The sequence below is a fragment of the Micromonospora sp. NPDC005979 genome (genome assembly GCF_040614415.1).
GTDB lineage: Bacteria > Actinomycetota > Actinomycetes > Mycobacteriales > Micromonosporaceae > Micromonospora.
On record NZ_JBEXUR010000007.1, the window covers coordinates 1 to 25,047 of the forward strand.

26 protein-coding genes are annotated in these 25,047 nt (G+C 72.0%); 10 read left to right on the forward strand and 16 right to left on the reverse strand.

What is annotated here, in order from left to right; genetic code table 11:
- Window positions 1-122: 122 nt before the first annotated feature.
- Entirely contained in the window at window positions 123-320 is a 198-nt protein-coding gene (locus ABZ272_RS13470; RefSeq protein WP_355050224.1) for a DUF397 domain-containing protein, read from the reverse strand.
- On the reverse strand, window positions 311-1,114 hold the full coding sequence (locus tag ABZ272_RS13475; protein ID WP_355050225.1) for a helix-turn-helix transcriptional regulator: 804 nt from the start codon (window positions 1,112-1,114) through the stop codon (window positions 311-313). Before ABZ272_RS13475 ends, ABZ272_RS13470 begins: the two co-directional genes overlap by 10 nt.
- Window positions 1,115-1,449: 335 nt before the next feature.
- Here ABZ272_RS13475 and ABZ272_RS13480 point away from each other — a divergent pair, with 335 nt between their 5' ends.
- Entirely contained in the window at window positions 1,450-1,797 is a 348-nt protein-coding gene (locus ABZ272_RS13480) for a hypothetical protein (RefSeq protein ID WP_355050493.1), read from the forward strand.
- Between the two features lie 237 nt (window positions 1,798-2,034).
- Here ABZ272_RS13480 and ABZ272_RS13485 read toward each other — a convergent pair whose 3' ends face one another.
- The 3 genes from ABZ272_RS13485 to ABZ272_RS13495 form a co-directional block, all read right to left on the reverse strand.
- Window positions 2,035-2,433: a hypothetical protein gene (locus ABZ272_RS13485; RefSeq protein WP_355050226.1), complete on the reverse strand. Its 399-nt coding sequence runs from the start codon at window positions 2,431-2,433 to the stop codon at window positions 2,035-2,037.
- Between the two features lie 56 nt (window positions 2,434-2,489).
- Window positions 2,490-2,960, reverse strand: coding sequence for a hypothetical protein (locus ABZ272_RS13490; protein WP_355050227.1), 471 nt, complete (start codon window positions 2,958-2,960; stop codon window positions 2,490-2,492).
- 248 nt (window positions 2,961-3,208) lie between these two features.
- Window positions 3,209-3,796 (reverse strand): TetR/AcrR family transcriptional regulator, encoded by a 588-nt coding sequence (locus ABZ272_RS13495; protein WP_355050228.1) that lies wholly within the window; start codon window positions 3,794-3,796, stop codon window positions 3,209-3,211.
- A gap of 73 nt (window positions 3,797-3,869) precedes the next feature.
- On the opposite strand from ABZ272_RS13495, the gene ABZ272_RS13500 reads away from it, so the two are divergent.
- Entirely contained in the window at window positions 3,870-4,412 is a 543-nt protein-coding gene (locus tag ABZ272_RS13500) for a GNAT family N-acetyltransferase (protein WP_355050229.1), read from the forward strand.
- On the opposite strand, the gene ABZ272_RS13505 is transcribed toward ABZ272_RS13500, so the two are convergent.
- Window positions 4,367-4,879 (reverse strand): MarR family winged helix-turn-helix transcriptional regulator, encoded by a 513-nt coding sequence (locus ABZ272_RS13505; protein WP_355050230.1) that lies wholly within the window; start codon window positions 4,877-4,879, stop codon window positions 4,367-4,369. The genes ABZ272_RS13500 and ABZ272_RS13505 overlap by 46 nt on opposite strands.
- Window positions 4,880-4,881: 2 nt before the next feature.
- Window positions 4,882-5,676: an MBL fold metallo-hydrolase gene (locus ABZ272_RS13510; RefSeq protein WP_355050231.1), complete on the reverse strand. Its 795-nt coding sequence runs from the start codon at window positions 5,674-5,676 to the stop codon at window positions 4,882-4,884.
- A 439-nt stretch (window positions 5,677-6,115) separates the two neighbouring features.
- Between ABZ272_RS13510 and ABZ272_RS13515 the strand changes: the two genes are divergently transcribed.
- A complete protein-coding gene (locus ABZ272_RS13515) occupies window positions 6,116-6,376 on the forward strand; it encodes a hypothetical protein (RefSeq protein ID WP_355050232.1) in 261 nt (86 codons plus the stop codon).
- A 141-nt stretch (window positions 6,377-6,517) separates the two neighbouring features.
- On the opposite strand, the gene ABZ272_RS13520 is transcribed toward ABZ272_RS13515, so the two are convergent.
- Window positions 6,518-6,646, reverse strand: coding sequence for a hypothetical protein (locus ABZ272_RS13520; protein WP_355050233.1), 129 nt, complete (start codon window positions 6,644-6,646; stop codon window positions 6,518-6,520).
- A gap of 129 nt (window positions 6,647-6,775) precedes the next feature.
- On the opposite strand from ABZ272_RS13520, the gene ABZ272_RS13525 reads away from it, so the two are divergent.
- A complete protein-coding gene (locus ABZ272_RS13525) occupies window positions 6,776-8,365 on the forward strand; it encodes a phospholipase D-like domain-containing protein (protein WP_355050494.1) in 1,590 nt (529 codons plus the stop codon).
- Here the strand turns inward: ABZ272_RS13525 and ABZ272_RS13530 are convergent.
- A complete protein-coding gene (locus ABZ272_RS13530; protein WP_355050234.1) occupies window positions 8,314-9,069 on the reverse strand; it encodes a hypothetical protein in 756 nt (251 codons plus the stop codon). The two genes, ABZ272_RS13525 and ABZ272_RS13530, sit on opposite strands and share 52 nt — an antisense overlap.
- Window positions 9,070-9,447: 378 nt before the next feature.
- Here ABZ272_RS13530 and ABZ272_RS13535 point away from each other — a divergent pair, with 378 nt between their 5' ends.
- On the forward strand, window positions 9,448-10,281 hold the full coding sequence (locus ABZ272_RS13535) for a SigB/SigF/SigG family RNA polymerase sigma factor (RefSeq protein WP_355050235.1): 834 nt from the start codon (window positions 9,448-9,450) through the stop codon (window positions 10,279-10,281).
- Between the two features lie 320 nt (window positions 10,282-10,601).
- Complete coding sequence (gene hrpB / locus ABZ272_RS13540; protein ID WP_355050236.1) at window positions 10,602-13,118, forward strand: ATP-dependent helicase HrpB; 2,517 nt, start codon at window positions 10,602-10,604, stop codon at window positions 13,116-13,118.
- A 7-nt stretch (window positions 13,119-13,125) separates the two neighbouring features.
- Here the strand turns inward: hrpB and ABZ272_RS13545 are convergent, their stop codons facing one another.
- Window positions 13,126-13,851: a protein phosphatase 2C domain-containing protein gene (locus ABZ272_RS13545; RefSeq protein WP_355050237.1), complete on the reverse strand. Its 726-nt coding sequence runs from the start codon at window positions 13,849-13,851 to the stop codon at window positions 13,126-13,128.
- A 250-nt stretch (window positions 13,852-14,101) separates the two neighbouring features.
- Between ABZ272_RS13545 and ABZ272_RS13550 the strand changes: the two genes are divergently transcribed.
- Window positions 14,102-16,711 carry a glycoside hydrolase family 9 protein gene (locus ABZ272_RS13550; protein ID WP_355050238.1) on the forward strand — a complete coding sequence of 870 codons (2,610 nt, stop codon included), beginning with the start codon at window positions 14,102-14,104 and terminating at the stop codon, window positions 16,709-16,711.
- A 60-nt stretch (window positions 16,712-16,771) separates the two neighbouring features.
- On the opposite strand, the gene ABZ272_RS13555 is transcribed toward ABZ272_RS13550, so the two are convergent.
- Together ABZ272_RS13555 and ABZ272_RS13560 are read right to left on the reverse strand one after the other, a co-directional pair.
- The gene (locus ABZ272_RS13555) at window positions 16,772-17,653 is read right to left on the reverse strand and encodes an aminoglycoside phosphotransferase family protein (protein WP_355050239.1); all 882 of its coding nucleotides are present in this window, start codon (window positions 17,651-17,653) and stop codon (window positions 16,772-16,774) included.
- Window positions 17,654-17,811: 158 nt separating this feature from the next.
- A complete protein-coding gene (locus tag ABZ272_RS13560; RefSeq protein ID WP_355050240.1) occupies window positions 17,812-18,468 on the reverse strand; it encodes an HAD family hydrolase in 657 nt (218 codons plus the stop codon).
- Window positions 18,469-18,566: 98 nt separating this feature from the next.
- Here ABZ272_RS13560 and ABZ272_RS13565 point away from each other — a divergent pair, with 98 nt between their 5' ends.
- Window positions 18,567-19,817, forward strand: coding sequence for a DUF222 domain-containing protein (locus ABZ272_RS13565; protein WP_355050241.1), 1,251 nt, complete (start codon window positions 18,567-18,569; stop codon window positions 19,815-19,817).
- Window positions 19,818-19,831: 14 nt separating this feature from the next.
- Here ABZ272_RS13565 and ABZ272_RS13570 read toward each other — a convergent pair whose 3' ends face one another.
- Window positions 19,832-20,272 (reverse strand): hypothetical protein, encoded by a 441-nt coding sequence (locus tag ABZ272_RS13570; protein WP_355050242.1) that lies wholly within the window; start codon window positions 20,270-20,272, stop codon window positions 19,832-19,834.
- A gap of 9 nt (window positions 20,273-20,281) precedes the next feature.
- On the opposite strand from ABZ272_RS13570, the gene ABZ272_RS13575 reads away from it, so the two are divergent.
- Entirely contained in the window at window positions 20,282-21,496 is a 1,215-nt protein-coding gene (locus ABZ272_RS13575) for an MFS transporter (RefSeq protein ID WP_355050243.1), read from the forward strand.
- Between the two features lie 13 nt (window positions 21,497-21,509).
- A complete protein-coding gene (locus ABZ272_RS13580) occupies window positions 21,510-22,043 on the forward strand; it encodes a GNAT family N-acetyltransferase (RefSeq protein WP_355050244.1) in 534 nt (177 codons plus the stop codon).
- A 3-nt stretch (window positions 22,044-22,046) separates the two neighbouring features.
- Here ABZ272_RS13580 and ABZ272_RS13585 read toward each other — a convergent pair whose 3' ends face one another.
- The 3 genes from ABZ272_RS13585 to ABZ272_RS13595 all read right to left on the reverse strand — a co-directional run bounded on the left by ABZ272_RS13585 (window position 22,047) and on the right by ABZ272_RS13595 (window position 25,042).
- Window positions 22,047-22,304, reverse strand: coding sequence for a UBP-type zinc finger domain-containing protein (locus ABZ272_RS13585; protein ID WP_355050245.1), 258 nt, complete (start codon window positions 22,302-22,304; stop codon window positions 22,047-22,049).
- Window positions 22,301-23,875, reverse strand: coding sequence for a Na+/H+ antiporter (locus ABZ272_RS13590; RefSeq protein ID WP_355050246.1), 1,575 nt, complete (start codon window positions 23,873-23,875; stop codon window positions 22,301-22,303). Before ABZ272_RS13590 ends, ABZ272_RS13585 begins: the two co-directional genes overlap by 4 nt.
- Before the next feature lie 201 nt (window positions 23,876-24,076).
- Entirely contained in the window at window positions 24,077-25,042 is a 966-nt protein-coding gene (locus ABZ272_RS13595; protein ID WP_355050247.1) for a TIGR03885 family FMN-dependent LLM class oxidoreductase, read from the reverse strand.
- Between the last annotated feature and the right edge of the window lie 5 nt (window positions 25,043-25,047).

Genomic DNA, 25,047 nt, shown 5'->3' on the forward strand with positions numbered 1-25,047 from the left:
GCTTCTTCGGCCCCTGCGGCCGGCGATCCCCACGGATCTCGAACACTGCAACCCCTGATCAGGTCAGGCGTTGCAACGATCCCTAGAACCCAAGGATCCGGGGGCCTCTTGCGTAGTACGGGTCAGGCCTTCTCGTGGGCCTTCGCCATGTCAACGAACGCCCGCCAGGCCTCCGGCGCGAAGACCAGCGCGGGGCCGGCCTGGTCCTTCGAGTCCCGAACGCCAACGACGCCGGGAAGGTTGTCGGCAACCTCGACGCAGGCCCCTTGATTACTACCGCTGCGGGTGCTCTTGCGCCAGCGTGCGCCGGTCAGGTCCATGACTTCGCCACTTCCGTTATCAGCTCGGTGGACTGTTGCAGGGTCAGCGCCTCGGCAAGGATGGCTTCCCACTGCTCACGCAAGGCGGCTAATTCGGTGGTCCGCTCGACCACCTGACCCCGGAGGCGGTTGTCGAGGTAGCCCACGTCAGCCAGATCCGCCAGGGTAGCGAGGACAAACGGCCCGTCGAGCCCAGCGTACGCGCCGACTCCACGTGGAACGACATGGATTCGCACCCGCCGCCGGTCCTGGTTGAGCTGCGCCAAGTGGAACAGTTGCTCACGCATCACGGCCGCACCGCCGACCGGACGCCGCAGGACGGCGTCGTCCAGGACCGCCACGAGATGAGGCGGGTCGTCGCTGGTAAGAAACTGTTGCCGCGCAAGCCTTCCAGCTACCCGCGTCTCGATTTCCTCGGCACTTACCCTGCCATCACTAGCGAAAACGCTGCGGGCATACGCCTCGGTCTGCAATAGACCCGGCACCCACGCGACCTCACACCATCGCAACGTGCGGGCCTGTTGCTCGAACGTGATCCACTCACGCAGCCAGAGTGGCGCGGCGTCAAGGTCGGAGAGCCGATCGAGCAGCCGAGCGAACAGACCTCCGGTCTTCAGCGCCTTGTCGATGGCCGTGGCGTAATCGCCCGTGGGCGGGCGCGAGCCAGTCTCAACGGCGCTGACGTGCGTACCCGAATAGCTGATGAGCTTCCCGAAGTCGTCCTGACTGAGTCCGCGTACGGCCCGAGCCTGCCGTAGCTCGTCGAGCAGGATTTCGGCGGCCGTCATGCTCATGTCCCCAGCCCTTCCCCACCTTCGGCCGGCATGCCCTCATGTCTCCCCACCAGGGCATTCGCTGACCGTCGCGGTCTCTCCAACGCGGTCGAACACCTTCCGACACTAGGCGGTCACGCACCAGAGTGGAATCCAGACGGCGCGGCCGGTAGGGACCCGAACCCGGCGGACGCGTTCGTGCCGGGGCCGCCCCTGACGGGCGAGCACTCACAGGGGCGGCCCATCCCACGACAGCGCGAAGGAGGCACCGTGCGCTTCACGTTCTGGCGCAGCGAGACCGTCCCGAGGGTGGGACACCTGACCCGGACGCAGCGGGAAAACGGGGGTCGAGGGTGATCTCCGCGCAGGTGTCCGGCCCCGAGCGCGGGCCGGTCGCGGACCGTCCGCGCCGGCACGGCCAGGCCCCGCCGCACACGCCGCTACGACCGCACTGGGCCTGCCGCGCCGACGGCCAGCCGTGGCCCTGCGCGACCGCACGCCTCATGCTCAAAGCCGAGTACGAGAGCAAGACGCCGAGCCTGTCGATCTACCTGGCCGGGCTGTTCTACGAGGCGATGCGGGACCTGTACCACCTCAACCCGCACGACGGGCCGAGCCCTCGAGCCCTGTACGACCGGTTCGTGGGATGGGGACCGTTCCGCAGACCGATCGTGGAGCCTGCGACCTCGCACAGCGATACGTAGACGATCTGTTCCAAGCACTCCGCGCGCGAAGGCGTCGGCGCGTCTGATGGTCGAAGACCGTGCCGGCGACGTCGTCCAGAGGCGCGGGAGGCAGCCAGGAGGGTAGATCTTGGACACTTTCCGTTCTGAGCTGACGGAAAGTGTCCAAGATTGCCAGCGATGGCGGTTGAAGCTTTCGGAGACCGGAGGTCGACTCGCCGCGACACGTCACGAACCGACGGGCGTTCGACCAGGTTGCTAGCAGTTACGCAGGATGCGCTCCACGTCCGCGCCCGACCGAATGACCAGCGCGCCGGCGCGAAGCTCCTCGGGGAGGTGGTGCCGCTGCCCCTCGTGCGCGAGCAGGGTGGGGCAGCCAGGTGGAAGCACCACGGCATCGGCAAGCCCGATGAACGTGACGAGCATGTCGAGAACCGCGCCGAAGGAGAATCGACTGATCATGAGACTCCCGAGCGTGTCGTCGGCAAGGTCGGCGTAAAGGTCTGCCGTGCCGCCGTCATCGGCGCTGATGTGCCGGTAGCGGTCTTGCGGTTCCCGGCGGTCGACGCGGGACTCAAAGACGGCCAGGAACGCGTCGGCCGCCATCGGGGCGGCATCGCCCTGCTCGAACCGCTGCACGAACAGGTCGTAGCTCACCTGCGCACGTTAGCGCCTTGAAGCCAGTGGCTCCGGGCGGCAGCCTCACGGTCCTATCAGACGAGCTGGAGGATCTCTAAGAGTCGGGAGAAGGTCGGGGTGACGATCCGCCATGAGCACTGCTGCGGATCGGTCCAGAAGTCACTGGCCACGACCTGGGGGTCGGCGGCGTCGGCGCGATAGTCGAGGGCCATTGCGACGTCGTCACCGGGGATGCGGTTGACCGCAATCAACACTGCCTGCTCCGCGTCGAGCCAGGGCAGCTCGACGCTGGCGGTGGCGGTGCTGCCGCGTGCCTCCCGGAACAGGTGCGACGACGGAGGGTCGTCGGCGAACATGGCGAGCGATCTACTCTCGCGGCGCATCCCCTCGACGCTGGTGAGGAAGTCCAGCGGAGATTCGAACCAGGGCATGAGATGGCGGAGAACGTCGTCACCTGGATGCCGCCAGCGGCCGGTGTTGAGGAGTTCGGTCATCAAGGCGGGCAGCACCAGGCCATTGACGTGCAAGGGGTTCTCCACGCGCACCGCCGCATGTTAGCCCTTCCAAAGCTGCGGAGGATGTCGTCCGACGCCTGCGACCGGGCAACGACCCTGGCGGGCTGGCCGTGCAGTGGATGGCCAGGTGCCACCTCGACCCAGGGGCCACAGGTGATCCACTCCAGTTCAGCGATGTCGGGGCTTCCCGCGCGACGGGATGCCCCGACATCGGCGACCTGGAGACGATCAAGGCGCCGGAGCCAGCCGGACCGCTCTGATTCCGCAGGGCGGCTACCTCAGCCGAGGCCATAGGCCGCCAGGGCGGCGTCGAGCATGCCCTCCTGCTGATCCGCCGGGTAGGCAGCGGGATCCGCGGCGGCGAGAGCTGCGACTCCCTCGGTCATTGCGATCAACCCCAGAGCGACCGTGCCGACCCGGTCGGCGGGCCAGTCCGGGGCGGCTGCGGCGACCAGCCGCTCGGCCCGCTGCCGCCAGGCCCGGTTGTTGCGGCGGTGCATGTCGATCAGTTCGGCGTCCGCTACCGCCGCAGCCAGGAAGCCCAACCAGACGATGCTCCAGTTGGTCGTCTCCGGATCGGTCGCCATGCCCTCGCGGAGGACCGCGCGCAACGCCGCCCGTGGCGAGGTAGCCGCGGCTTCGAGTGCCTCGACCCGCTCCCGGGTGATGTCGTGCAGCAGTTGCCGGGCGTGCAGCAGCAGCGCTCGACGGTTCGGGAAGCGGTGCATGACCAGGCCGGTCGTGCAGCCGGCCGCCGCGGCGACCGCGCGCACCGTCAACTTTTCCAGGCCCTGCTGCGCGAGCACGTCCCACACCGCGCGCGACAGTGCCTCGCCCTGGGCCGCTCGGTCGGCAGGCAGCGACACGATTTTCACCCTCCATTGTCGTCGTAACGGATGTTACCGTAACGCCTGTTACCGAGCATTGGTGAGGAGCGGCATGACCTGGATCATCACGCAGCGGCCCTGGACCGACCCGGCGGGAGAGGCGCTCCGGCTGGCGCAAAGAGCCGAACTCGACCTGCGCTACGGTACCGACGACCACGAGCCCGGCCCGCCGCCGACCGCCGAGGACATCGACCTGTTCCTGGTCGCGGTCGACGACGCCACCGGCCAACCGATCGGCTGCGCCGCGCTGCGCCGCCTCGACCCGGTCACCGTCGAGATCAAGCGGATGTACGTGGTGCCGGCACGCCGCGGCTCGGGGCTGGCGACCGACCTGCTCCGGGGGCTGGAGGACGCCGCACAGGAGCGCGGTTGGACGACCATCCGGCTGGAGACCGGGACGGCCCAGCCGGACGCGATGCGCTTCTACGAGCGCGAGGGCTACCGCGAGATCCCGCTGTACGGCGCGTACGTGGGCTCCGACAACTCGGTCTGCTACGAACGCGCCCTACCGGACAGAGCACCCGATGGCGGCCACGTCGTGGGAAGCGTTCAGATGCACGATCCCGGGTCGTCGGCCGAGCCGATGATGGCGTAGAGGGCCCGTCGCAGCTGCGCGACCTCGGCCGCCGGGATGGGCCGGACCGCGTCGGCCTCCCGAGCCTCGGTGCCGGCTGAGATAGCCGCCCGCACCGCGTCGCCCTTCGGGGTGATGGCGACGATGCGGGCCCGCCGATCTCGCGGGTTGACGCGCCGTGAGACGAGTTCCATGCGTTCGAGCCGGTCGATCTCCGCAGTGAGGGTCGTCTTGTCCATGCCGAGGGCCTGCCCGAGTTCGACCTGGGTGAGATCGGCGGTCTTGTGCAGGGCGCTGAGGACGATGTGGTCGCGCAGCGTCAGGCCGTGGCGTTCTGCTTCCGCGCCGACGAGTGCGTGCATCCGCTGGGCCGCCCGGTGCAGGAGCCACGTGAGTTCGGAGTCAGGCCCCGGTCCCAGGGTGGGGCGCTGCGGTGCCTCGTCGTCGATCGTCGGGCCGGGGCGGCTCGAGGCGGGTGAGGCCGGCATGGTCACAGTGTGCCGCTCGGGAACCGGGACGGCGGGAGCGGGATGCTGTCGTAGGCGGCGACATCGTGGGCCGGAACGACCTGCAACACGCGGCTGAGGGCGATGCTGCGCCGCAGGCCGACCCGGACGGTCTCGGCGTCGACATCGGCGACGCGGCGCATCAGCCACGGGCGTTGCGCACCACGGGAGATGCCGTCCATCTGCCAGGTGAGATCGCCGATGAACGCATACCGCTTCCCGGCGGGCAGCGTGACGAACACGACGACGGAACCCGAGGTGTGCCCCGCGGCGAGGGCCACGATCACCGAGCCGTCTCCATAGAGGTCGAAGCTCGCCGGAAAGCCGAGGTACTCCGGGCCGTCGAAGGCGTACTCCCGGATCTCCAGGCCTTGCGACACCGCGCGGAAGACCCTGCCGTGCGAGTCGTCGGCGCCGTAGCGGATCTCGGCCTCGTTGATCCACACCGGCACCCGCAGGGAGTCCAGGCCGCTGACGTGATCCCAGTGCACGTGCGTGACGAGCACGCCCAGAAGCCGGGACCGGTCATAGCCGGCCGCATCGAGTTGCTGCGCCGCGGTCCGGCCGAGCCGGTAGGGAGCACGCTCCACACGCGCCAACATCTTGATGTGCTCCGCCACGTGCTCGCCGAACCCGGCGTCGATGAGCAGGTCGCCCTTCGGGTGGGAGACGAGCACGGCGGTGGCCGCGAAATCCCGCTTGTCCCGGATGGACCCTCCGGTCACGGCGAACACCGCGCGCGTCGTATAGGTGCCGGTGGGCAGGCGGTACAGCGCCATGTCCGCCGGCGGAGTCGCCTCGGGCAGCCGGCCCGTCCAGTACGAGGAAGGTGAGATGACCACACCTGAAACCGTACGACCCAGGAACATCCGAGTCAAGACCATCCGACCCAAGAGGATCCAGTCCTGCCATCCGCGCACGGCACGGCTATCGCACCGTCGATCTTGCACTTTCTGCGGGGCCATAAGCCCTGAAACCGCTCATCTCGGCGACTGAAAGTGCAAGATCGACGGGCCGAGACCACGGGGCTCGGAGTAAGGGTTCGTCCCCGCGCAGGTGCCACCAGGGATTGCTGAGACCGGGTTGCCTGGCTCGCCCGCTCTCGTCCACGGCGGCGATCCTCCGACTGTCACGGGCGCGGCGATCCTGACCGCGCCCGGACCAGCGGTAACCCCACTCGCCGCCGCCTTTCAGCCACGGGCGAGGCAGGATGAGGGTATGGAGCGCGACAACTTTGCCACCCTACGGGAGCAGGCAGCAGCCGGTGACCAGGACGCAGTCGGCCAACTGGTCGAGCTGCTGGCCGAACGCGGCGATATGGCCGAGCTACGTCGCTTCGCCGACGCCGGCAGTCGCGACGCCGAAGACCTGCTCGTCGAACTCGCCCAGGAACGCGAGGACGTCGACGAGCTGCGGCGTCTCGCCGAGCGCGGCAACCAGGACGCCGCCGACATCCTGACCGAACTCGCCCAAGGCTAGGTGCCGACGGAGACGAGCCGATCGCGTGGATGATCCACTCGAGGTCGGCGATGTGGGGGCATCCCGTGGCGGAGGAAGCCCCGACATCGGCGATGTCGAGTGGATCAAGGACGAAAGGCCGCAGCGCCGAGGCCGCGCGCCTCAGGACACCGCGAAGATTCCCGCGACGCCCAGGATCACCATCACCAACACCGCTACCAGCGCCCCCCGTTCGCTCTCCACCGCCGGCTCGCGGTACTCGTTCACGGGGTTCGTCGTTTCGCGGGGCATGGTGTGGCCTCCTTGGCTGTTGTCGCTGCTCGCGTGGCGTCATCCAGGTCACCGGTCGGGCGGCCTGGCATGCGGACCCGCGTCGGGGGTCCTACCGTGAGGACGTTGTCGACCTCCGGGGGGCTGGACGTGCCGTTACAGGACTGGTTCCTCACTGCGCAGGAACGCGCCAACCCGGTCTCTGGGTTACCCGTTTGGACCAGGGGAAACCTCGCCGAGCCGTTGATTCACGGCGCGGCGTACTTCGACCGGCTGGTGGACGAGGTGGAGGCGTTGACCGCCGGCGACCACCTCTTCTTCACGGACTGGCGGGGTGACCCGGACCAGCGGCTGCGCCCGGACGGCCCCACCGTGGTGCAGCTCTTCGCCCAGGCCGCCCAGCGCGGCGTGGTGGTCAAGGGCCTGATCTGGCGCTCACACCTGGACGTGCTGGCCTACAGCGAGGCGGAGAACCGCAACCTCAGCGAGACGGTCTCGGCGGCCGGCGGCGAGGTGCTGCTCGACCAGCGGGTCCGCCGGGGCGGTTCGCACCACCAGAAGCTGGTGGTGTTGCGGCACGTCAACGCCCCGGAGCGGGACATCGCCTTCGCCGGTGGCATCGACCTGTGCCACAGCCGCCGCGACGACGCCGCGCACGGGGGCGACCCCCAGCCGGTGCAGATGTCGTCCCGGTACGGCCCGAACCCGCCCTGGCACGACGTGCAGCTCGCGGTGCGCGGGCCGGTGGTCGGCGCGCTGGACACCCTCTTCCGGGAACGCTGGACCGACCCGATGCCGCTGGACTCGGAGAACCCGATGGCGTACGCGCGGGACCGGCTGCGCGGCGCGGACCTGCGTCCGGACCCGCTGCCCGACCAGCCCGCCGACCCGCCCGAGTGCGGGCCGCACCAGATCCAGGTGCTGCGCACCTACCCCGCCGTACGGCCGCGCTACTCGTTCGCACCGGACGGCGAGCGGACCGTTGCCCGGGGCTACACCAAGGCGGTACAACGGGCCCGCCGCCTCATCTACCTGGAGGACCAGTACCTCTGGTCGACCGAGGTGGCGAACCTGTTCGCCCAGGCGCTGCGGGAGAACCCGGACCTGCACCTGGTCGCCGTGGTGCCCCGGCACCCGGACGTGGACGGCCGGCTCGCCCTGCCGCCCAACATGGTCGGCCGCGAGCAGGCGCTGTCGCTGTGCGAGCGCGCCGCGCCCGACCGGGTGCACGTGTTCGACGTGGAGAACCACGCCGGCACCCCGGTGTACGTCCACGCGAAGGTCTGCGTGGTCGACGACGTGTGGGCCAGCGTCGGCAGCGACAACTTCAACCGCCGCTCCTGGACCCACGACAGCGAGCTGTCCTGCGCCGTACTCGACGACACGCGCGACGAGCGGACGCCCACCGACCCGGCGGGCCTCGGCGACGGGGCCCGCGCCTACGCCCGGGACCTGCGGCTGCGGCTCTGGCGCGAGCACCTGGACCGCGACCCGGACGGCGCCGACGACGCCGATCTGCTCGACCCGGCCGACGCCGTCGCGGCCATCACGGCCGCGGCCGACGAACTGCAACGGTGGTACGACGGCGGCCAGGTCGGCGAGCGTCCGCCCGGCCGGCTGCGCCCGCACCGCCCCGAGCGGCTGCCCTGGTTCACGCGGGCCTGGGCGCTGCCGGTGTACCGGCTGGTCTACGACCCCGACGGCAGGCCGCTGCGCGCGAGACTGGCCGGCACCTGGTGAGCCGGCCGGGTCGGCTCTGGTAGACCGGCCCCGCCCGGGTGCACGCTGAGCCCTCCGGGGTAGGCGAACGACGAGCGCGGTGAGAAGTAGCCGAACCCGATAATCAGCGGGTTGGCGGGGCGCAGCGCGTACATCGGGTGTCGGGGTTGCAGGAACTCCACCGACTCGATCTCGAACGGCGTGACCGGCTCGGCCACGTACGGGTAGACCGAGCTGAGCAGTTGACCGTCGCGCTGGGTGAAGTAGCGGTGGTGCCCGCTGCTGATCACGTGCCCGGTCTGTCCGACCCGACACCGTGCGCGGATCAGCGGCACCCCGTCCGCCTCGGTCTCGGATTGCAGCGCCTCGCCGTTGAGCTTGATCGTGGTCAGACCGGCCTGCACGGGAGCGCCGCGCGCGGTGGCGTACTCGCGGACGATCCGGCTGGAGGCCACGTAGTGGGTCCACCAGCCGCCGGGGCTGAGCCCGCCGGGGGCGTCCACGCCAGCCAGCGAGACGCCGAGGTACGTCAGCGAGTACGCGCCGAAGCCGGAGGTCTGCGTCTCGTCCTCGACGACGTACTGGTTGAGGAACACCTGTCGGTCGGCACGGGGGTGCAGCCCGGTGGGGACCAGGGCGGCGACCGCGTCGGGATCCGCTGGCAACCAGCTGAAGTAGAGCGTGTGACTGTTCACGACGAGCTGGGGAGCGGTTGGATCGAGCATGGTGCCTCCGAACCGGGTGTCTACTCTGCGACGCTACGGCCGGTCCCGCCGACGGGACAACGACGGATAGGCGACAGACCTGCCCGGTTGTCGGATTTCATGTTGACCGGTCGGTGGAGCCTCCCGGACCGACCGGTCAGACCCACCGGTTGACCGGACACCGCAGGATCGCCCCGAAAATGGGTAAGGGGCCTCACAACCTGCGCGGTCGTCGCCGCTTATGGGCGTTTTGTGGCTCGACACACCTTAAGTACATCAACCTTTCGGCTAGATTTCCGGGAGCCGATCAGGTTAAGGTGACTCCCGAACGGCCCAACTGAAGCTAAACCAAAGCGCCACTTCCTTTTTGTCCGCGGACGAGGTGCAGGGAGGACCACCATGACCGCGTCAACGATCACCGAGCAGGCGAGCACCACGGCAGTCGAGCAGAAGAGCACCACCAAGCTGGACCCGCGCGCGCTCACCGACAGCGCCGCCGATCTCCTCAACGCGATGGCCGCGCTGCCCGCCAACCACCCGTCGCGTGCCGCTCTGCGGGACCGCGCGATCGAGGCCTGGCTGCCGCTGGCCAACCACCTGGCCCACCGCTACAGCGGGCGGGGCGAGCCCACCGACGACCTGGCGCAGACCGCCGCCGTCGGCCTGATCAAGGCCATCGACAAGTTCGACCCGTCGCGCGGCGTCGACTTCGCCGGTTACGCGATCCCCACCATCATCGGCGAGCTCAAGCGCCACTTCCGCGACCGCACCTGGGACATCCGGGTTCCCCGTCGTCTCCAGGAGCTGCGGCTCGCCATCTCCGACGCCAACAGCTCGCTGCTGCAGACCCTCGGCCGTTCGCCGACGGTCGCCGACATCGCCGCCCACCTCAAGCTCACCGAGGAAGAGGTCCTGGAGGGTCTGGAAGGCGCCCGCGCGTACAACGCGGTGTCGCTGTCCACCCCGACCGGCGACGGTGACCGGGCCACCGAGCTGGGCGACATGCTCGGCGGCGAGGACAACGAGTTCGAGCTGGCCGAGCTGCGGGTCGCCCTCGGCCCGGCGCTCGCCACGCTCGACGAGCGGGAGCAGAAGATCCTGACCCTGCGGTTCTACGGCAACCTGACCCAGTCGCAGATCGCCGACCAGATCGGCGTGTCGCAGATGCACGTCTCCCGGCTGCTCGCTCGGGCGCTGACCAAGCTGCGGGGCCAGCTCGACGGCACCTACTAGGGACTTCACGATCGGGGGCGGGTCAGCGTCGCCCCGGTCCTCGATCGTGTGAACACCGGCCGGGTCGCTTCCCTTCGGGGCGGCGGCCCGGCCGTTCGCGTCGGAGCCACCCGCCGAAGCGGCCCGAGGCCGTGCCGGCCATGCGGCCCCGAGCCAGGCCGGCCAAGCGGCCCGGAGCCAGGCCGGCGAAGCGGCCCGAGGCCGTGCCGGCCATGCGGCCCCGAACCAGGCCGGCCATGCGGCCCCGAGCCAGGCCGGCGAAGCAGCCCGAGACCAGGCCGGCACGCTGAGCCCGCCGGGGGCCGGTGCGAGACTGGGTCGTGCTCTCCGACGTGACAGTGGACCTGCCGGTCCGTCCCACCCTGCCGGCGGTGCTCACCGCGCTCGACGCGGCCGGCGCGGCGGTTCTGGTCGCGCCGCCGGGCACCGGCAAGACCACCCTCGCGCCGCTGGCGGTGGCCGACCGGGTCGACGGCCGGGTGGTGATCGCCCAGCCCCGTCGGGTGGCGGCACGCGCCGCGGCCCGGCGGATGGCCGACCTGCTGGGCGAGCGCGTCGGCGACCGGGTCGGTTACGCCGTACGCGGCGAGCGGCGGGTCTCCCCGGCCACCCGGATCGAGGTGGTCACCACCGGCCTGCTGGTCCGCCGGCTGCACCACGATCCGGAGCTGCCCGGCACGGGCGCGGTGCTGCTCGACGAGTGCCACGAGCGGCAGCTCGACGCCGACCTGGCACTTGCCTTCACGGTGGAGGCCCGGGCCACGCTGCGGCCCGATTTGTGGCTCCTCGCCATGTCCGCCACGCCGGACACCGACCGGTTCGCCGCGCTGCTTGGTGGGGCCACCCCGGCCCCGGTGGTCCGGGCCGAGTCGGCGCTGCACCCGGTGCGGCGGATCTGGACGCCGCCGCCCCGGCCCGTCGCGCCGCCCGGCGCCGGCCCGGTCGACCGCGCGCTGCTCGACCACGTGGCCGCCACCGTCCGCCGGGCGCTGCGCGAGCAGGACGGCGACGTGCTGGTCTTCCTGCCCGGGGCCGGTGAGATCGCGGCGGTGACCGGGCGGCTCGCCGACCTGCGGGACACCGTCGCGCTGCTGCCGTTGCACGGCCGTCAGCGCGGGGCCGAGCAGGACGCGGCGCTGCGCCCCCGGACCGACGACCGGCGTCGCGTGGTGCTGTCCACCGCGCTCGCCGAGACCAGCCTCACCGTGCCGGGCGTACGGACGGTGGTGGACGCCGGGCTGTCCCGCGTGCCCCGCATCGACCTGGCCCGTGGACTGGGAGCGTTGGTCACCGTGCCGGTCTCCCGGGCCGCCGCCACCCAGCGGGCCGGACGGGCCGGCCGCGAGGCGCCCGGATGCGTCTACCGCTGCTGGTCCGAGGTCACCCACGAGCGGCTGCCCGCCCGGCCGGAGCCGGAGATCGCGACCGCCGACCTGACCGGGTTCGCGTTGGAGCTGGCCGCCTGGGGCAGCCCGGACGGCGTCGGACTCGCGCTGCCCGACGCGCCACCGGCCGCGGCGATGACCGTCGCCCGGGACACCCTCGAAACGCTGGGCGCGGTCGACGCGACGGGGCGGATCACCGGGCGGGGAAGGGCGATCGCCTCCGCCGGTGCGCACCCCCGGCTGGCCCGGGCGCTGCTCGACGCCGCCGGCCGGGTCGGCGGCGACCGGGCGGCCGAGGTGGTCGCCCTTCTCGCCGAGGAGAGCGCGGCCGGCCCGGGCGACGACCTGGTGGCCGGTTGGCGTCGGTTGCGCGCCGGCGTCGACGCGGGGGCCACCGCCCGCTGGCGTGCCGAGGTACGCCGCCTACGCGCCGCCCTGCCCACCGACTTACCCACGACTCCCCACCGGTTGACCGACGATCTCGCCGCCGGGCTGGTCGTCGGTCTGGCGTACCCCGAGCGGTTGGCTCGGGTGCGGCGGCCGGGCGGCTCGTCGTACCTCATGACGGGCGGGACCGCCGCGGAGCTGGCGGCCGGTTCGGGCCTGGCCGGCGCCGACTGGCTCGCGGTGGCGGTCGCGGACCGCCGCCCCGGCGCGCCCTCGGCGCGGATCCGCCGCGCCACGCCGCTGGACGAGGCGACCGCCCGGGAGGCGGCGGGCCCGCTGCTGTCCACGCGCCGGGAGGTCGGCTGGTCCGACGGGGACGTGGTGGCCCGGGAGGTGACCCGACTGGGCGCGATCGAGCTGGTGACGCGGCGGCTGGACCGTCCGGACCGGGCGGAGGTGGCGGCGGCGCTGCTCACCGGCCTGCGTCAGGAGGGGTTGGGGCTGCTGCCGTGGACGCCGGCGGCGCGAGGGCTGCGCGAGCGGATGGCGTTCTGCCGGCTGCACCTCGACGACGGGTGGCCGGACGTCGACGACGAGGCGCTGCTCGCCGCCGCCCCGACGTGGCTGGGGCCGGAGCTGGCCGCCGGCCGGCGGCGTGCCGACCTGAACCGGATCGACGTGACCTCGGCCCTGCGTCGACTGCTGCCGTGGGCGCAGGCCGCGCGCCTGGACGAGTTCGCGCCCGAGCGCATCGAGGTGCCCAGCGGCTCACGCATCCGCGTCGACTACGCCGACCCGGCCGCGCCGGTGCTCGCGGTCAAGCTCCAGGAGACGTTCGGCTGGCCGGAAGCCCCGCGCATCGCCGGTGGCCGGGTGCCGGTGCTGCTGCACCTGCTCTCCCCCGCCGGCCGGCCGGTGGCGGTCACCGCGGACCTCGCGTCGTTCTGGCGTACCGGCTATCCGCAGGTCCGCGCCGAGCTGCGCGGTCGCTATCCGCGTCATCCGTGGCCCGAGGACCCGGACACCGCCACGCCCACCCGCCGCGCCGCGCCGCGACGGCGCTGAGCAGGGGTTACTCCTCGACGACGTCGGCCACCACGACGGTGACGTTGTCCGGAGCGCCCGCGTGCAGCGCCAGGTCGATCAGCTTGCCGGCGCAGGCGGACCGGTCGGGGTAGGCGGCGAGCACCTCGGCCAGGGTGTCCGGGCGGACGACGTTGGAGAGGCCGTCGCTGCACAGCAGCCACCGGTCGCCGGACCGGGGCACCATCGTCGCGTACGACGGAGAGACGTCCTCGCCCTGCAACGCCTGGGTGACGACGGCCCGGCGCGGATGGCTGCTGGCCTGGTCCGGGGTGATCACGCCCTGGTCGACGAGCATCTGCACGAAGGTGTCGTCGCGGGTGATCTGCTTGAGCACACCCTCGCGGAACAGGTAGGCCCGCGAGTCACCGACGTGGGCGAGGGCCAGGCAGCTACCGGTACGGGCGAAGAGCAGGGCGGTCAACGTGGTGCCCATGCCCTGGCGCTCGGGGTCGTCGGCGACCGCCTGCCGGATGCGGGCGGTAGCCAGCGCGATGCCGTCCTGGAGGGCGGCCACCAGGGCGTCCTCGGGTGTCTCCGCGTCCAGCGGGGCGACCGCGTCGATGGTGAGCGAGCTGGCGAGGTCACCGGCGGCCATTCCGCCCATGCCGTCGGCGACGGCGACGAGCCAGGTGCCGGCGTGCAGGGCGTCCTGGTTTCCGCTGCGGATCAGCCCACGGTCGCTCGTTCCCACGGAACGCAGCTTCAGGGTCATGGGAGGCAGCCTGCCAGGCGAAGGGCGCAGTTGTCTCTAGGAGATCAGGACGACGGCGCGTGGCGCGGCCAATCTCACGTCTCGCGTTCCGTGGTGTGACGCGCTCCGTGCCCTCGTCGGACCGCAGAACCCATCCAGTCGGATCAATTGACAGGACGTATCGCCACTGGAAACATCGAGCTTCGACCTGGGAGCGCTCCCAGGTCGCCACCGCCACCTGCCTCACCTCCCGTCCCGGAAGGACTACCCCGTGACGCCATCCAAACGTCGCCTCCTCCTGGCCGCGGCGACCGCCCTGGCCCTCACCGCCACGGGCGCCAGCGCGGCCCACGCCGCCCCTCCACCGGACGCCCCCGAGCAGATCGACAACGGGGACTTCAGCGCGGGTGTGAGCCCGTGGTTCTCCTACGGCACCGACTCACTCGGGGTCACCGACGGCCAGCTCTGCGCCGCCGTCCCCGGTGGACTCGCCAATCCGTGGGACGCCGGCATCGGCCAGGACGGAGTGCCGCTGATCGCCGGCGCCGAGTACACCCTCGGCTTCGACATCACCGCCACGCCCGGCACCGCCGTCAAGGCCGTGCTCCAGCTCGGCAGCGCCCCGTACACCACGTACGCGGCCGTGGACGCCGCCGCCACCGGCACCGTCCAGCGCGTCGAGTCGACCTTCACCGTCCCGGACGACAACCAGAACGCCCAGCTCATCTTCCAGGTCGGTGGCAGCGCGCAGGCGCAGACCATCTGCCTCGACGATGTGTCGCTGCGCGGCGGCGAGCCCCCCGCGCCGTACGAGCCGGACACCGGGCCCCGCGTCCGCGTCAACCAGGTCGGCTACCTGCCCGGCGGGCCGAAGAACGCCACGGTGGTCACCGAGGCGACCACGCCACTTCCCTGGCAGCTCCACTCGGCCGCCGGGGCCGTCCTGGCCAGCGGCACCACCACCACGCGTGGCGTGGACGCCGCCTCCGGGCAGAACGTGCAGACCGTCGACTTCTCCAGCTACCGCACCCCGGGCGCGGGCCTGACGCTCACCGTCGACGGCGAAACCAGCCACCCGTTCGACATCTCCGGCACCCTCTACAACCAACTGCGCTCCGACTCGATGCAGTTCTTCTACGCCCAGCGCAGCGGCATCGCCATCGACGGTGACCTGATCGGCGACGAGTACGCCCGCCCGGCCGGTCACCTCGGCGTCGCCCCCAACCAGGGCGACACCAGCGTGCCCTGCCAGCCGGGCGTCTGCGACTACTCCCTCGACGTGCGCGGCGGCTGGTACGACGCCGGCGACCACGGCAAGTACGTCGTCAACGGCGGCATCGCCACCTACCAGCTCCTCAACACCTTCGAGCGGACCAAGACGGCGGCCACCGCCAGCGGCGGCGCCGGACTGGCCGACAACACCCTGCGGGTGCCCGAGCGCGGCAACGGCATCCCGGACATCCTCGACGAGGCCCGCTGGGAGCTGGAGTTCCTGCTGCGCATGCAGGTGCCGGCCGGCAAGCCGCTCGCCGGCATGGTCCACCACAAGATCCACGACAAGAACTGGACCGGCCTGCCGCTCGCCCCGCAGGACGACCCGCAGCCGCGCGAGCTGCACCCGCCGTCGACCGCGGCCACCCTCAACATGGCCGCGACCGCCGCCCAGTGCGCGCGACTCTTCGCCCCGTACGACGCGGCGTTCGCGTCCCGTTGCGGCACCGCCGCGAAGACGGCCTACGCCGCCGCGAAGGCACACCCCGCGGTGTACGCCAGCCCGACCGACGGCACCGGCGGCGGCGCGTACGACGACTCGAACGTCACCGACGAGTTCTACTGGGCGGCGGTCGAGCTGTACCTCACCACCGGGGCGCAGACCTACCTGACCGACCTGACCGCGTCGCCGCACCACACCGGCAACGTGTTCGAGCCGCGCGGCTTCGGTTGGCAGAGCGTCGCCGCGCTGGGTCGCCTCGACCTGGCCACCGTGCCGAACGGGCTGCCCGCCGCCGACCTGACCCGGGTTCGCGCCTCGGTCACCGCCGCCGCCGACGCGTACCTCGCCGAGCTGCGCCGGCAGGCGTACGGGCTGCCGATGCCCGGGGACGCCGACAGCTACTTCTGGGGCGGGAACAGCAGCATCATCAACAACGCGGTCGTCCTGGCCACCGCGTTCGACCTGACCCGCGACGCCCGTTACCGCGACGGCGCCGTGCAGGCGATGGACTACATCCTGGGCCGCAACGCCCTGAACATCTCGTACGTCACCGGCTGGGGCGAGCACGCCGCGCAGAACCAGCACAGCCGGATCTTCGGCCACCAGCTCGACGCCAACCTGCCCCGTCCGCCCGCCGGCTCCCTCGCCGGTGGCGCGAACGCGGCGTTGCAGGACCCGTTCGTGGCGCAGTTGCTCGCCGGCTGCAAGCCGATGTTCTGCTACGTCGACGACATCAACTCGTACTCCACCAACGAGGTGGCGATCAACTGGAACTCGGCGCTGGCCTGGATCTCCTCCTTCCTGGCCGACCAGGGCGAGGCGGGCGCCGTACCGGCCGTCACCTGCTCGGTGAACTACGCCAACTACGGCACCTGGCAGGGCGGCACCGGGTTCACCGCCCAGTTGACCATCCGCAACACCGGGTCCACTGCCGTCAACGGCTGGAGCGTGCGGTTCGCGTTCACCGGTGACCAGCGCGTCCGGGAGGCCTGGCTGGCGAAGGTCACCCAGGCCGGCGCGACGGTCACCGCGAAGAACGAGTCGCACAACGCCAAGATCGTCCCCGGCGGCACGGTGACGTTCGGCTTCAACGCGACGACCAACGGCGGCGCCAACCCCAACCCGGGGCTGGTCACCGTCAACGGGAACGCCTGCTCGCTGTCCTGAGCACGCCCCCTGGTGGCCGCCCTTCCCCCGGGGGCGGCCACCAGGACCACCCGTCCGCCATCACGAATCCAGCACCCGGCGGAAGGCACGCTCGCCGATGCCGCGCATGAGCGGGTTGTCCGCCGAGTGCGTCAGGAACACCAGGGACAGGGCCAGCGCCCAGCCGCGCGCCCTCTCCCAGGTCGCGTCGTCCGCACGGCCGTACGCCCGCCGAAGAGCAGCACGCAACTCGGCCGTGAACAGCATCCAGGCCACGGACAGATCGGTCGCGGGATCGCCCGAGGTGATGTCGCCGAAGTCGATCACGGCGCTGAGCCGGCCCCGGGCGACGAGGATGTTGGCGGGATGCAGGTCCCCGTGCAGCCACAGCGGCGGACCGTCCCAGCCGGGTGCGGCGACGGCCCTCTCCCAGATCCGCAGCGCGTCGGCACGATCGGCCGGATCGACATGCGCGAGCCCGTTCAGGGCCCCCGGGGCGCGGCCGAGCAGGGGAATCCCACGCATCGGGTTGACGGGAGCCTCCGGCGGAGCCGGGGTGTGCAGCGCGTCCAGGAAGGCGCCGAGCGTCACCGCCGCCGACCAGGGGTCGTCTGGCTGCGACAGCGCCACGATCCGGCCCGGGAAGAACGGCACGACACTCCATGACCAGGGGTACCGGGTCGTCGGCCGCCCGACACGCACCGGCGCTGGCACCGGCAACGGCAGGCGACCGGCCAGCTCCGGCAGCCAACGCTGCTCGTGCGCGATGAGCTCGGCGGCCATGGCGCGGCGCGGCAACCGGACCAGCAACTTCGCACCGAGACGGCACACGAGGTTGTCCCAGCCGTTGGCGAGGATCTCGATCGGCAGGTCCGCCAGATCGGGGTGCTGCTGGTCGAGCAGACCGCGCACCAGTTCGACAGAGACAGGAATCTCCGCGGGCGGCATCTTCTGAACGGTCACCGCGAAACCCTACGACCGCGCTCCGGTGGGAGTGGGTCGGCTCGGCTCTCGTGCGCGGCTGGTCGGCTCGGCCGTCGTGCGCGGCTAGTTGGCGGCTAGTCGGCTCGGCTGTCGTGCGCGGCTGGTCGGCTCGGCCGTCGTGCGCGGCTAGTCGGCGGCTAGTCGGCTCGGCTGTTGTGTGCGGCGATCAGGGCCGGCAGCTCGTGCAGCGAGTCGATGCGGAACAGGCACCGGTCGGCCACGGCCGGCTGGTCGAGGATGTGCCCCCACGGCGACCGCCGGATCAGGCACGTCTTCATACCGGCCTCCTGGGCCGGACGGGCGTCGTTGTCGGGCCGGTCGCCGACGTACAGGATCGACGACGGGTCACCGCCGCCTTCGGCCAGCACCCGGTCGAAGAAGGCCGGTGCCGGCTTCGCCACGCCCCAGGAGTGCGATGTGCCGATCACGTCCACGTCGAGGTCGAGAGAGCGCAGGGTCGCCTCGGCGTGGGCCGGCTGGTTACCGGCCAGGCCCACCAGCAGACCCTGGTCGCGCAGCGCGGCGAGGCACCCACGCGCGTCCGGGTAGAGATCCTCCGCGCCGAACGTCTCCGGCTGCCCGGCGGCGGCGCGACGGGCAAGCTCGACCTCCAGGTCGAAGTCGGGCCGAAAGGTCCGGAACGTCTCCCGGTAGTCCAGGCCCCTCGCGACGACCGCGCCGAAGACCGCCGACAACGTGTGCCGTGGGACGCCGAGCCAGTCCGCCCAGGCCGCGAACTCGCGGGACTCGTCGAGAATCACCCCGCCGACATCGAAGAAGACCGCCTTGATCAACCCGTTTCTCCCGTCCCGCCGCGACCAGTGATGATCATAGGCGGATTCGACGCACGACCCAGCCCCGAATTGTCGTACACCTGTTCTAATCTCGGTCCATGGTGGAAGGGTTGGCGCGGGCGGAGGCGGCGGTTGCCGACTGCCTCGACGCTGCGGTGTGGGCCCTCCCCGAGCACGATCTCGTCGCGGCCCTCGACGCCGCGCACCGGCTCGCGCAACGCCTGGCAGCCCTGCAACTGGCGTTGGTGCGTGAGGTCGACGGCCGGGGCACCGCGCGGGCGCATGGCGCGTCGTCGACCGCGGTGTGGTTGCGGGGCCGGCTGCGGCTCGACGGTTCCGCCGCTCGCCGGCTGGTCGATCTCGCCGGGGCGCTCGATGCCGGAGCGCCCCGGGTGCGCGCCGCGTTGGTCGACGGCGACATCACCGTCGAGCAGGCGCGGGTCATCGGCGAGACCGCCCAGACGGTGCACACGGCCGCCGGCGCCGAGGCGGCCGACAAGGCCGTCGGCGTCCTCATCGGGTGGGCCGGGCAGTTCGACCCGACCCTGCTGCGCAGGCTGGGCACCCGGGTCCTCGACCATGTCGCCCCCGAGCTTGCCGAAGCCGCCGCCAGGGCGGCGCTGGAGGCCGAGGCGCGCCACGCCGATCGCGACCGTCATCTCACCCTCTCCGAGCTACGCGACGGCCGGCTGCGGCTCTCCGGTCACCTGGACGCCGAGGCGGCCGGTCTGCTGCGCGCCGCCCTCGACCCGCTGACCGCGCCGTCCGGTCCGGACGACCATCGCTGCCCCGGGCAGCGCCGGCACGACGCGCTCGCCGACCTGTGCCGGCTCGCGCTCCGCACCGGCGAACTGCCCGAGCACGGCGGCGAGCCCGCCCAGATCGTGGTGACCACCAGCTTCGACCCGCTGGCCCGGCAGCTCGGTGCCGGCGCCCTCGACACCGGGCCACAGCTCACCCCGGAGGCGGTCCGCCGCCTCGCCTGCGACGCCGCCATCCTGCCCGCCGTGCTCGGCAGCGCTGGCCAGCCACTCGACATCGGCCGGCAACGCCGACTCGTCACCGGCCCCCTGCGCCGCGCCCTGGTCCTGCGCGACCGAGGCTGCGCCTTCCCCGGCTGCGACCGACCACCCCGCTGGTGCGACGCCCACCACATCCGACACTGGGCCGACGGCGGCCACACCAGCCTGACCAACTCGGTGCTCCTCTGCGGCCACCACCACCGCCACCTCCACCACGGCGAGTGGACGGTCCGACTCGGCGCCGACGGCTACCCCGAATTCGTCCCGCCGGCCTGGCTCGACCCGGAACAGGTCCCCCGCCGCAACCAGTACCACCGACGAACGTGACGGGCCTCAGTCCGTCAGTCGCGACAAGCCCGGACCCTTGGATCGGTGGTGTGACCGGCCTCGCGTCGTTCGGGACCGCCGACTACGCCCAGCCTGCATAACGTCGCGACCATGACGGTCGACGGCGACACGTTCGAGCGGGCTACCGAACACAACCACGCCACCACCAGCGATCCGCCCAGTGACAGCAAGCGGGTCACCACGAGCGACCCGGCGACCAACAAGCTGGCCAACGCCAACGCCAACGACTCAGCCAGCACCAGCGGCAGCGGCAGCAGCGGCAGCAGCGGCAGCAGCAGCGGCAGCAGCAGCGGCAGCAGCAGCGGCAGCAGCAGCGGCAGCAGCAGCGGCAGCAGCAGCAGCGGCAGCAGCAGCGGCAGCAGCAGCGGCAGCAGCAGCAGCAGCTCAGCCAGCGACAGCGACCGGGGCGTCGCTCGCGCCTCCGCCGCGTTCATCTCGCATTGATGCGGAGCATCTCGCCGTTGCCGCCGGCGGGGCGACTGCGCACTCTCGCCCTCGCCACCCTGGCGAACTCGGTCGGTGCGGGCCTGTGGCTGACCGGAGCGGCTCTCTATCTCACCCGGGACGTGGGGCTGTCCGCCGTCCAGGTGGGTGCCGGGCTCAGCGTCGCCGGACTGGTCGGGCTGACCGCCAGCGTGCCGCTCGGCGCGCTGGCCGATCGGCGCGACCCGCGTACGCTGCGAGCCGCCCTTCAGGTCCTCCAGGCGGTGGTAGGGGCGACGTACCTGCTGGTCGACTCGTTCACGGTCTTCCTGGTCGTCGCGGTGCTCGAACTGCTGTTGGCCTCGGGCAACCTCGCGGTCCGCGCCGCATTGGTCGCGGCCGTAGCTGGTCCGCAGCGGCGGGTACACGCCTTCGCCACGCTGCGCGCCGTGGCGAACCTGGGCATCGCCGCCGGGGCCGGGCTGGCCGGGTTCGCGTTGGCCGCCGACACGCACCGGGCGTACCAGCTGTTGGTGGTCGGCAACGCGGTCACCTATCTGGTGTCGGCGGCGCTGTTGCTGCGACTGCCGGCCTACCCGCCGATGCCACGTGTCGCGACCGGTGCTGTCCTGGGCCGCGCAGGAGCGCTGCGCGACGGCCGGTTCCTCGTGGTGAGCGGCGCATCGGCGATCCTTGCCACGCACCAGACCGTTCTCACGCTCGTGGTGCCACTGTGGGCGGTGACCGTGGCCGGAGCGCCGCCGCCCGTCGTGTCGGCGGTGCTGCTGACCAACACGCTGCTGACCGTCGTGCTGGCGGTGCGGCTGAGCCGGGGCGCGGACACCGCCGTCCCCGCGGCGGCGACGATGCGCCGCGCCGGCCTGGTGCTGGCGGCCGCGATGCTGCTGTACGCCACCACGGTCGCCCTGCCGACCACGGTGGCGGTCGCACTCCTCCTGGTCGCCACGGCCGTCTACACCGCCGGAGACCTGTGGCACGCCGCCGCGGGAGCCGGGCTGACCTACGATCTCGCCCCATCGGGAGCCCTCGGCGCGTACCAGGGGGTGGACGGGATGCTCGCCGGCCTGGCCCGGGCCGTCGCCCCGGCCCTGCTGACCCTGGTCATCATCGACGGCGGGGCGGCCGGCTGGCTGGCCGTCGCCGGGCTGTTCGCCGTGACGGCTCTGACCACCCCGGCGCTGACCCGGTGGGCGCTGAGCAATCGCCGGAGCTAGCAGAATCCTCGACATGACCGATCCTTCGACCATCACCATCCGCCCCGGCGGCCCTGACGACGCCCTGGCCGTGCTGCGGCTGCTCGACGTGGCCACCGCCTGGCTGATGGAGCGCGGCCGGACCGGGCAGTGGGGCACGCGGCAGCCCTCCACCGATGCGGGCCAGATCGCCCGGGCCGAGGAGTGGGCCGCGAGTGGCGGCCTGCACCTGGCGATGCGGGGCGACCGTCCGGTCGGCGCGCTGGTGGTGGGCGCCGCCACCGAGCACGTGCCCCCGGCCACCGAGCCGGAGCTGTACGTCCGGCTGCTGGTCACCGACCGGGCGTACGCCGGGCTGGGGATCGGCGCGCGGCTGCTGGAGCACGCCGCCGAGGTGGCCCGGGCACGCGGGCTGGGATTGTTACGGGTGGACTGCTACGGCGGCGACGACCGGGCACTCGTCCGGTTCTACGAGGGTTGCGGCTTCACCCCGACCGAACCGTTCACCGTGGTCCGGTCGGGGCGTGAGCCGTGGCCGGGGCAGTTGCTCGTGCGCCGGCTCGACTGAGCGTCAGCCGATCTCCTCGTCGACGAAGCACCAGCGCCACGCCTCGCCCGGCTGCGCCGAGCGGATCACCGGGTGACCGGTGGACGCGAAGTGCTTGCTCGCGTGCTGGTTCGGCGACGAGTCGCAGCAGCCGACCTGCCCGCAGCTCAGGCAGGTACGCAGGTGCACCCAGTAGGTGTTGCCGATGGCGACACAGTCCGCGCACTCGTCCGGGGTGAGCGGCTCGGCGGTGCCCGCCTCGGCCAGGTGCTGACAGCTCACTGGTCCACCTCCTGCCGCAGCAGCGACTCTTCCAGGTCCAGGTCACGGTAGGCCTGCACCAATACCTCCTCAGGAATCCGACCGGAGTCCCGGGCAGCCCGGAACACGTCCCGCTCGGCGTCGATCATTTCTTGTCGCAGCCGACCGTACGCCTGCGAGGGGGTCTCCCGCTCGTCGCCGCCGAGCCGTTCCCAGGCCATGTTCGTGCGGTCCTCCTGCACCCGACGCAGCCGGTCCACCACGGCAGCGGGCGCGCTGTCGGCCAACTCCTCCAGGCGGTCCCGCGCTGCCCTGCTGGCCTGCTGCTGCACTCCGGCGGCGGACAGGGCGTCCTGCACCGGGTCGTCCTGGGGCAGCTTCAGCCGGCGGGCGACCATCGGGAGGGTGGCGCCCTGGCCGACCAACGTGACCACGATCACCGCGAAGGCCAGCCAGATGAACAGGGCCCGCGGGTACGGCTCGTCCTCGGCCAGCGTCAACGGCAGGGCCAGGGCGGCGGCGAGCGTCACCACGCCCCGCATCCCCGCCCAGCCGATGATGATCGGGATCTTCGGGGAGGGGGCCTCGTCGCGGCGGCGGATCCGGGGAACCAGTCGGGCCAGGTAGGTAGCCGGGAACAGCCAGACGAAGCGGGTCAGGAAGACGGTGGCCAACACCGCCACGGTGATCAGGACGAGGGAGCCGGCCGGCTCGTCGAGGTCTCGCAGCACGTCCCGCAGTTGCAGCCCGACCAGGAGGAAGACCAGCCCTTCGAGGAGGAACCGCACCAGCCGCCAGAACGCCCCGGTCTGCAACCGGGACGCCGCCGACAGCAGTTGCGGCAGCTTGTGGCCGAGGGCCAGCCCGGTGACGACCACCGCGACCACACCGGAGGCGTGCACGTGCTCGGCCGTGAACACCACCGCGAACGGGATGATCAGCGACAGCGCGTTGTCCAGCAGCGGGTCGCTGATCCGCCGGTGCAGGAAGCCGAAGACGACCGCCCCGAGCGCGCCGATCAGGATGCCGCCGCCGGTCGCGCGCAGCACCTCGACGGCCACGTCCGCCGTGCCGACGGTCGTACCGATCGTGGCCATGGTCGCGACCCGCAGCAGCACCAGCGCGGTCGCGTCGTTGACGAGGCTCTCCCCCTCCAGGATGGTGACCACCCGGCGGGGCAGCCCGACGCGGCGCGCGACCGCCGTGGCGGCCACCGCGTCCGGCGGCGCGACCACCGCGCCGAGGGCCAGGCAGATCGCGAACGGTACCTGCGGCAGCAGCAGATGCAGCACGAAGCCCACCGCGAACGCGGTGAACAGCACCAGACCCACGGCGAGCAGCAGGATCGGCCGGATGTTGTTCTTGAACGCCGGCACCGACGTCTCCAGCGCCGCGACGTACAGCAACGGCGGCAGGATGCCGATCAGCACCAACTCCGGTTCGAGGTGGATCTGCGGGAAGCCCGGAAGGAAGGACAGGGCCAATCCGAGTACGACGAGCAGGATCGGCGCGAGCAGGCCGAGCCGGCGGGCCAAGGCCGCGCCCAGGGTGGCGATCGCCAGGAAGACGACGACCGGAAACAGGCTTTCCATGGGGTACGAGCCTAGGGCCTGCTTCATGAGGGCGGCCGAGCCGAGGCGGAGTCCGGGCGGCGATCCGGCAAGGCGCGGTCAGGTCCGGATACCGGTGTTGTATGCGGACCTGACCGCAACGCCGCCGGGCGGCGTCCGGGCCCGCCGCAGGCCGGCCAGTTCTTATGAAGCAGGCCCTTGGGGCGGGTGGTCGACGCCCGATCAGGCAGCCGGACGCAACTTCGGCAGCACCTCGGCGCCGAACGCGTCGATGAACCCGCGCTGCTCCTGCCCGACGTGGTGCAGGGCGATCTGGTCGAAGCCGAGCGCCACGTACTCCTCCAACCAGCCGACGTGCCGGCCCAGGTCCGCCGAGACGTTCACCACCTGGGCGACCCGCTGGGCGGGTACGTCGGCGGACACCTCGTCGAAGTGCTCCACGGTCTCCAGGTCCCAGCAGACCGGAGGGGCGAAGACGTTGCTGCGCCACTGGTCGTACGCGATCGCCTCGGCCTGCGCCTGCTCCTGCGCCCAGGAGACGTGCACCTGGAGGTGCAGCGGTCCACGGCCACCGGCGTCCCGGTACGCGTCGATCATCGCCCGCAGGTGCTCAACGGGCGCGTTCACGGTGATCAGGCCGTCGGCCCACTCGGCGCACCAGCGGGCGGTGGCGACGCTGACGGCGGCCCCCACCAGCGCGGGCGGCTCCTCGGGACGGGTCCACAGCCGGGCCCGGTCCACCCGGACGAGGCCGTCGTGGCTGACCTCCTCACCGGCCAGCAGCGCCCGGATCACGTCCACGCACTCACGCAGCCGGGCGGAGCGGACGTCCTTGCGCGGCCACGCGTCACCGGTGATGTGCTCGTTGCTGGCCTCGCCGGTGCCGAGGGCCGCCCAGAACCGGCCCGGATACATCGCGCCGAGGGTGCCGATCGCCTGCGCGATGATCGCCGGGTGGTAGCGCTGGCCGGGAGCGTTGACGACGCCGAACGGCATGCCGGTGGCCTGCAGGGCGGCACCCAGCCAGGACCAGGCGAAGCCCGACTCGCCCTGCCGCTCGCTCCACGGCGAGAAGTGGTCGGAGCACATGGCGGCGTCGAAGCCGGCCCGCTCGGCGTGCAGCACCGCTTCCAGCAGGGCGCGGGGGTTGATCTGCTCGTGGGAGGCGTGGAACCCGAACGTCGTCATGGGCG

Bases quoted from the DNA above. Each gene is read 5' to 3' on its own strand.
- ABZ272_RS13470 (WP_355050224.1), bottom strand. From the start codon at position 320: ATGGACCTGACCGGCGCACGCTGGCGCAAGAGCACCCGCAGCGGTAGT.
- ABZ272_RS13475 (WP_355050225.1), bottom strand. From the start codon at position 1,114: ATGAGCATGACGGCCGCCGAAATCCTGCTCGACGAGCTACGGCAGGCT.
- ABZ272_RS13500 (WP_355050229.1), top strand. From the start codon at position 3,870: ATGACCTGGATCATCACGCAGCGGCCCTGGACCGACCCGGCGGGAGAG.
- ABZ272_RS13505 (WP_355050230.1), bottom strand. From the start codon at position 4,879: ATGCCGGCCTCACCCGCCTCGAGCCGCCCCGGCCCGACGATCGACGAC.
- ABZ272_RS13510 (WP_355050231.1), bottom strand. From the start codon at position 5,676: ATGGCGCTGTACCGCCTGCCCACCGGCACCTATACGACGCGCGCGGTG.
- ABZ272_RS13515 (WP_355050232.1), top strand. From the start codon at position 6,116: ATGGAGCGCGACAACTTTGCCACCCTACGGGAGCAGGCAGCAGCCGGT.
- ABZ272_RS13520 (WP_355050233.1), bottom strand. From the start codon at position 6,646: ATGCCCCGCGAAACGACGAACCCCGTGAACGAGTACCGCGAGCCGGCG.
- ABZ272_RS13530 (WP_355050234.1), bottom strand. From the start codon at position 9,069: ATGCTCGATCCAACCGCTCCCCAGCTCGTCGTGAACAGTCACACGCTC.
- ABZ272_RS13535 (WP_355050235.1), top strand. From the start codon at position 9,448: ATGACCGCGTCAACGATCACCGAGCAGGCGAGCACCACGGCAGTCGAG.
- ABZ272_RS13545 (WP_355050237.1), bottom strand. From the start codon at position 13,851: ATGACCCTGAAGCTGCGTTCCGTGGGAACGAGCGACCGTGGGCTGATC.
- ABZ272_RS13565 (WP_355050241.1), top strand. From the start codon at position 18,567: ATGGTGGAAGGGTTGGCGCGGGCGGAGGCGGCGGTTGCCGACTGCCTC.
- ABZ272_RS13570 (WP_355050242.1), bottom strand. From the start codon at position 20,272: ATGAACGCGGCGGAGGCGCGAGCGACGCCCCGGTCGCTGTCGCTGGCT.
- ABZ272_RS13575 (WP_355050243.1), top strand. From the start codon at position 20,282: ATGCGGAGCATCTCGCCGTTGCCGCCGGCGGGGCGACTGCGCACTCTC.
- ABZ272_RS13580 (WP_355050244.1), top strand. From the start codon at position 21,510: ATGACCGATCCTTCGACCATCACCATCCGCCCCGGCGGCCCTGACGAC.
- ABZ272_RS13590 (WP_355050246.1), bottom strand. From the start codon at position 23,875: ATGGAAAGCCTGTTTCCGGTCGTCGTCTTCCTGGCGATCGCCACCCTG.
- ABZ272_RS13595 (WP_355050247.1), bottom strand. From the start codon at position 25,042: ATGACGACGTTCGGGTTCCACGCCTCCCACGAGCAGATCAACCCCCGC.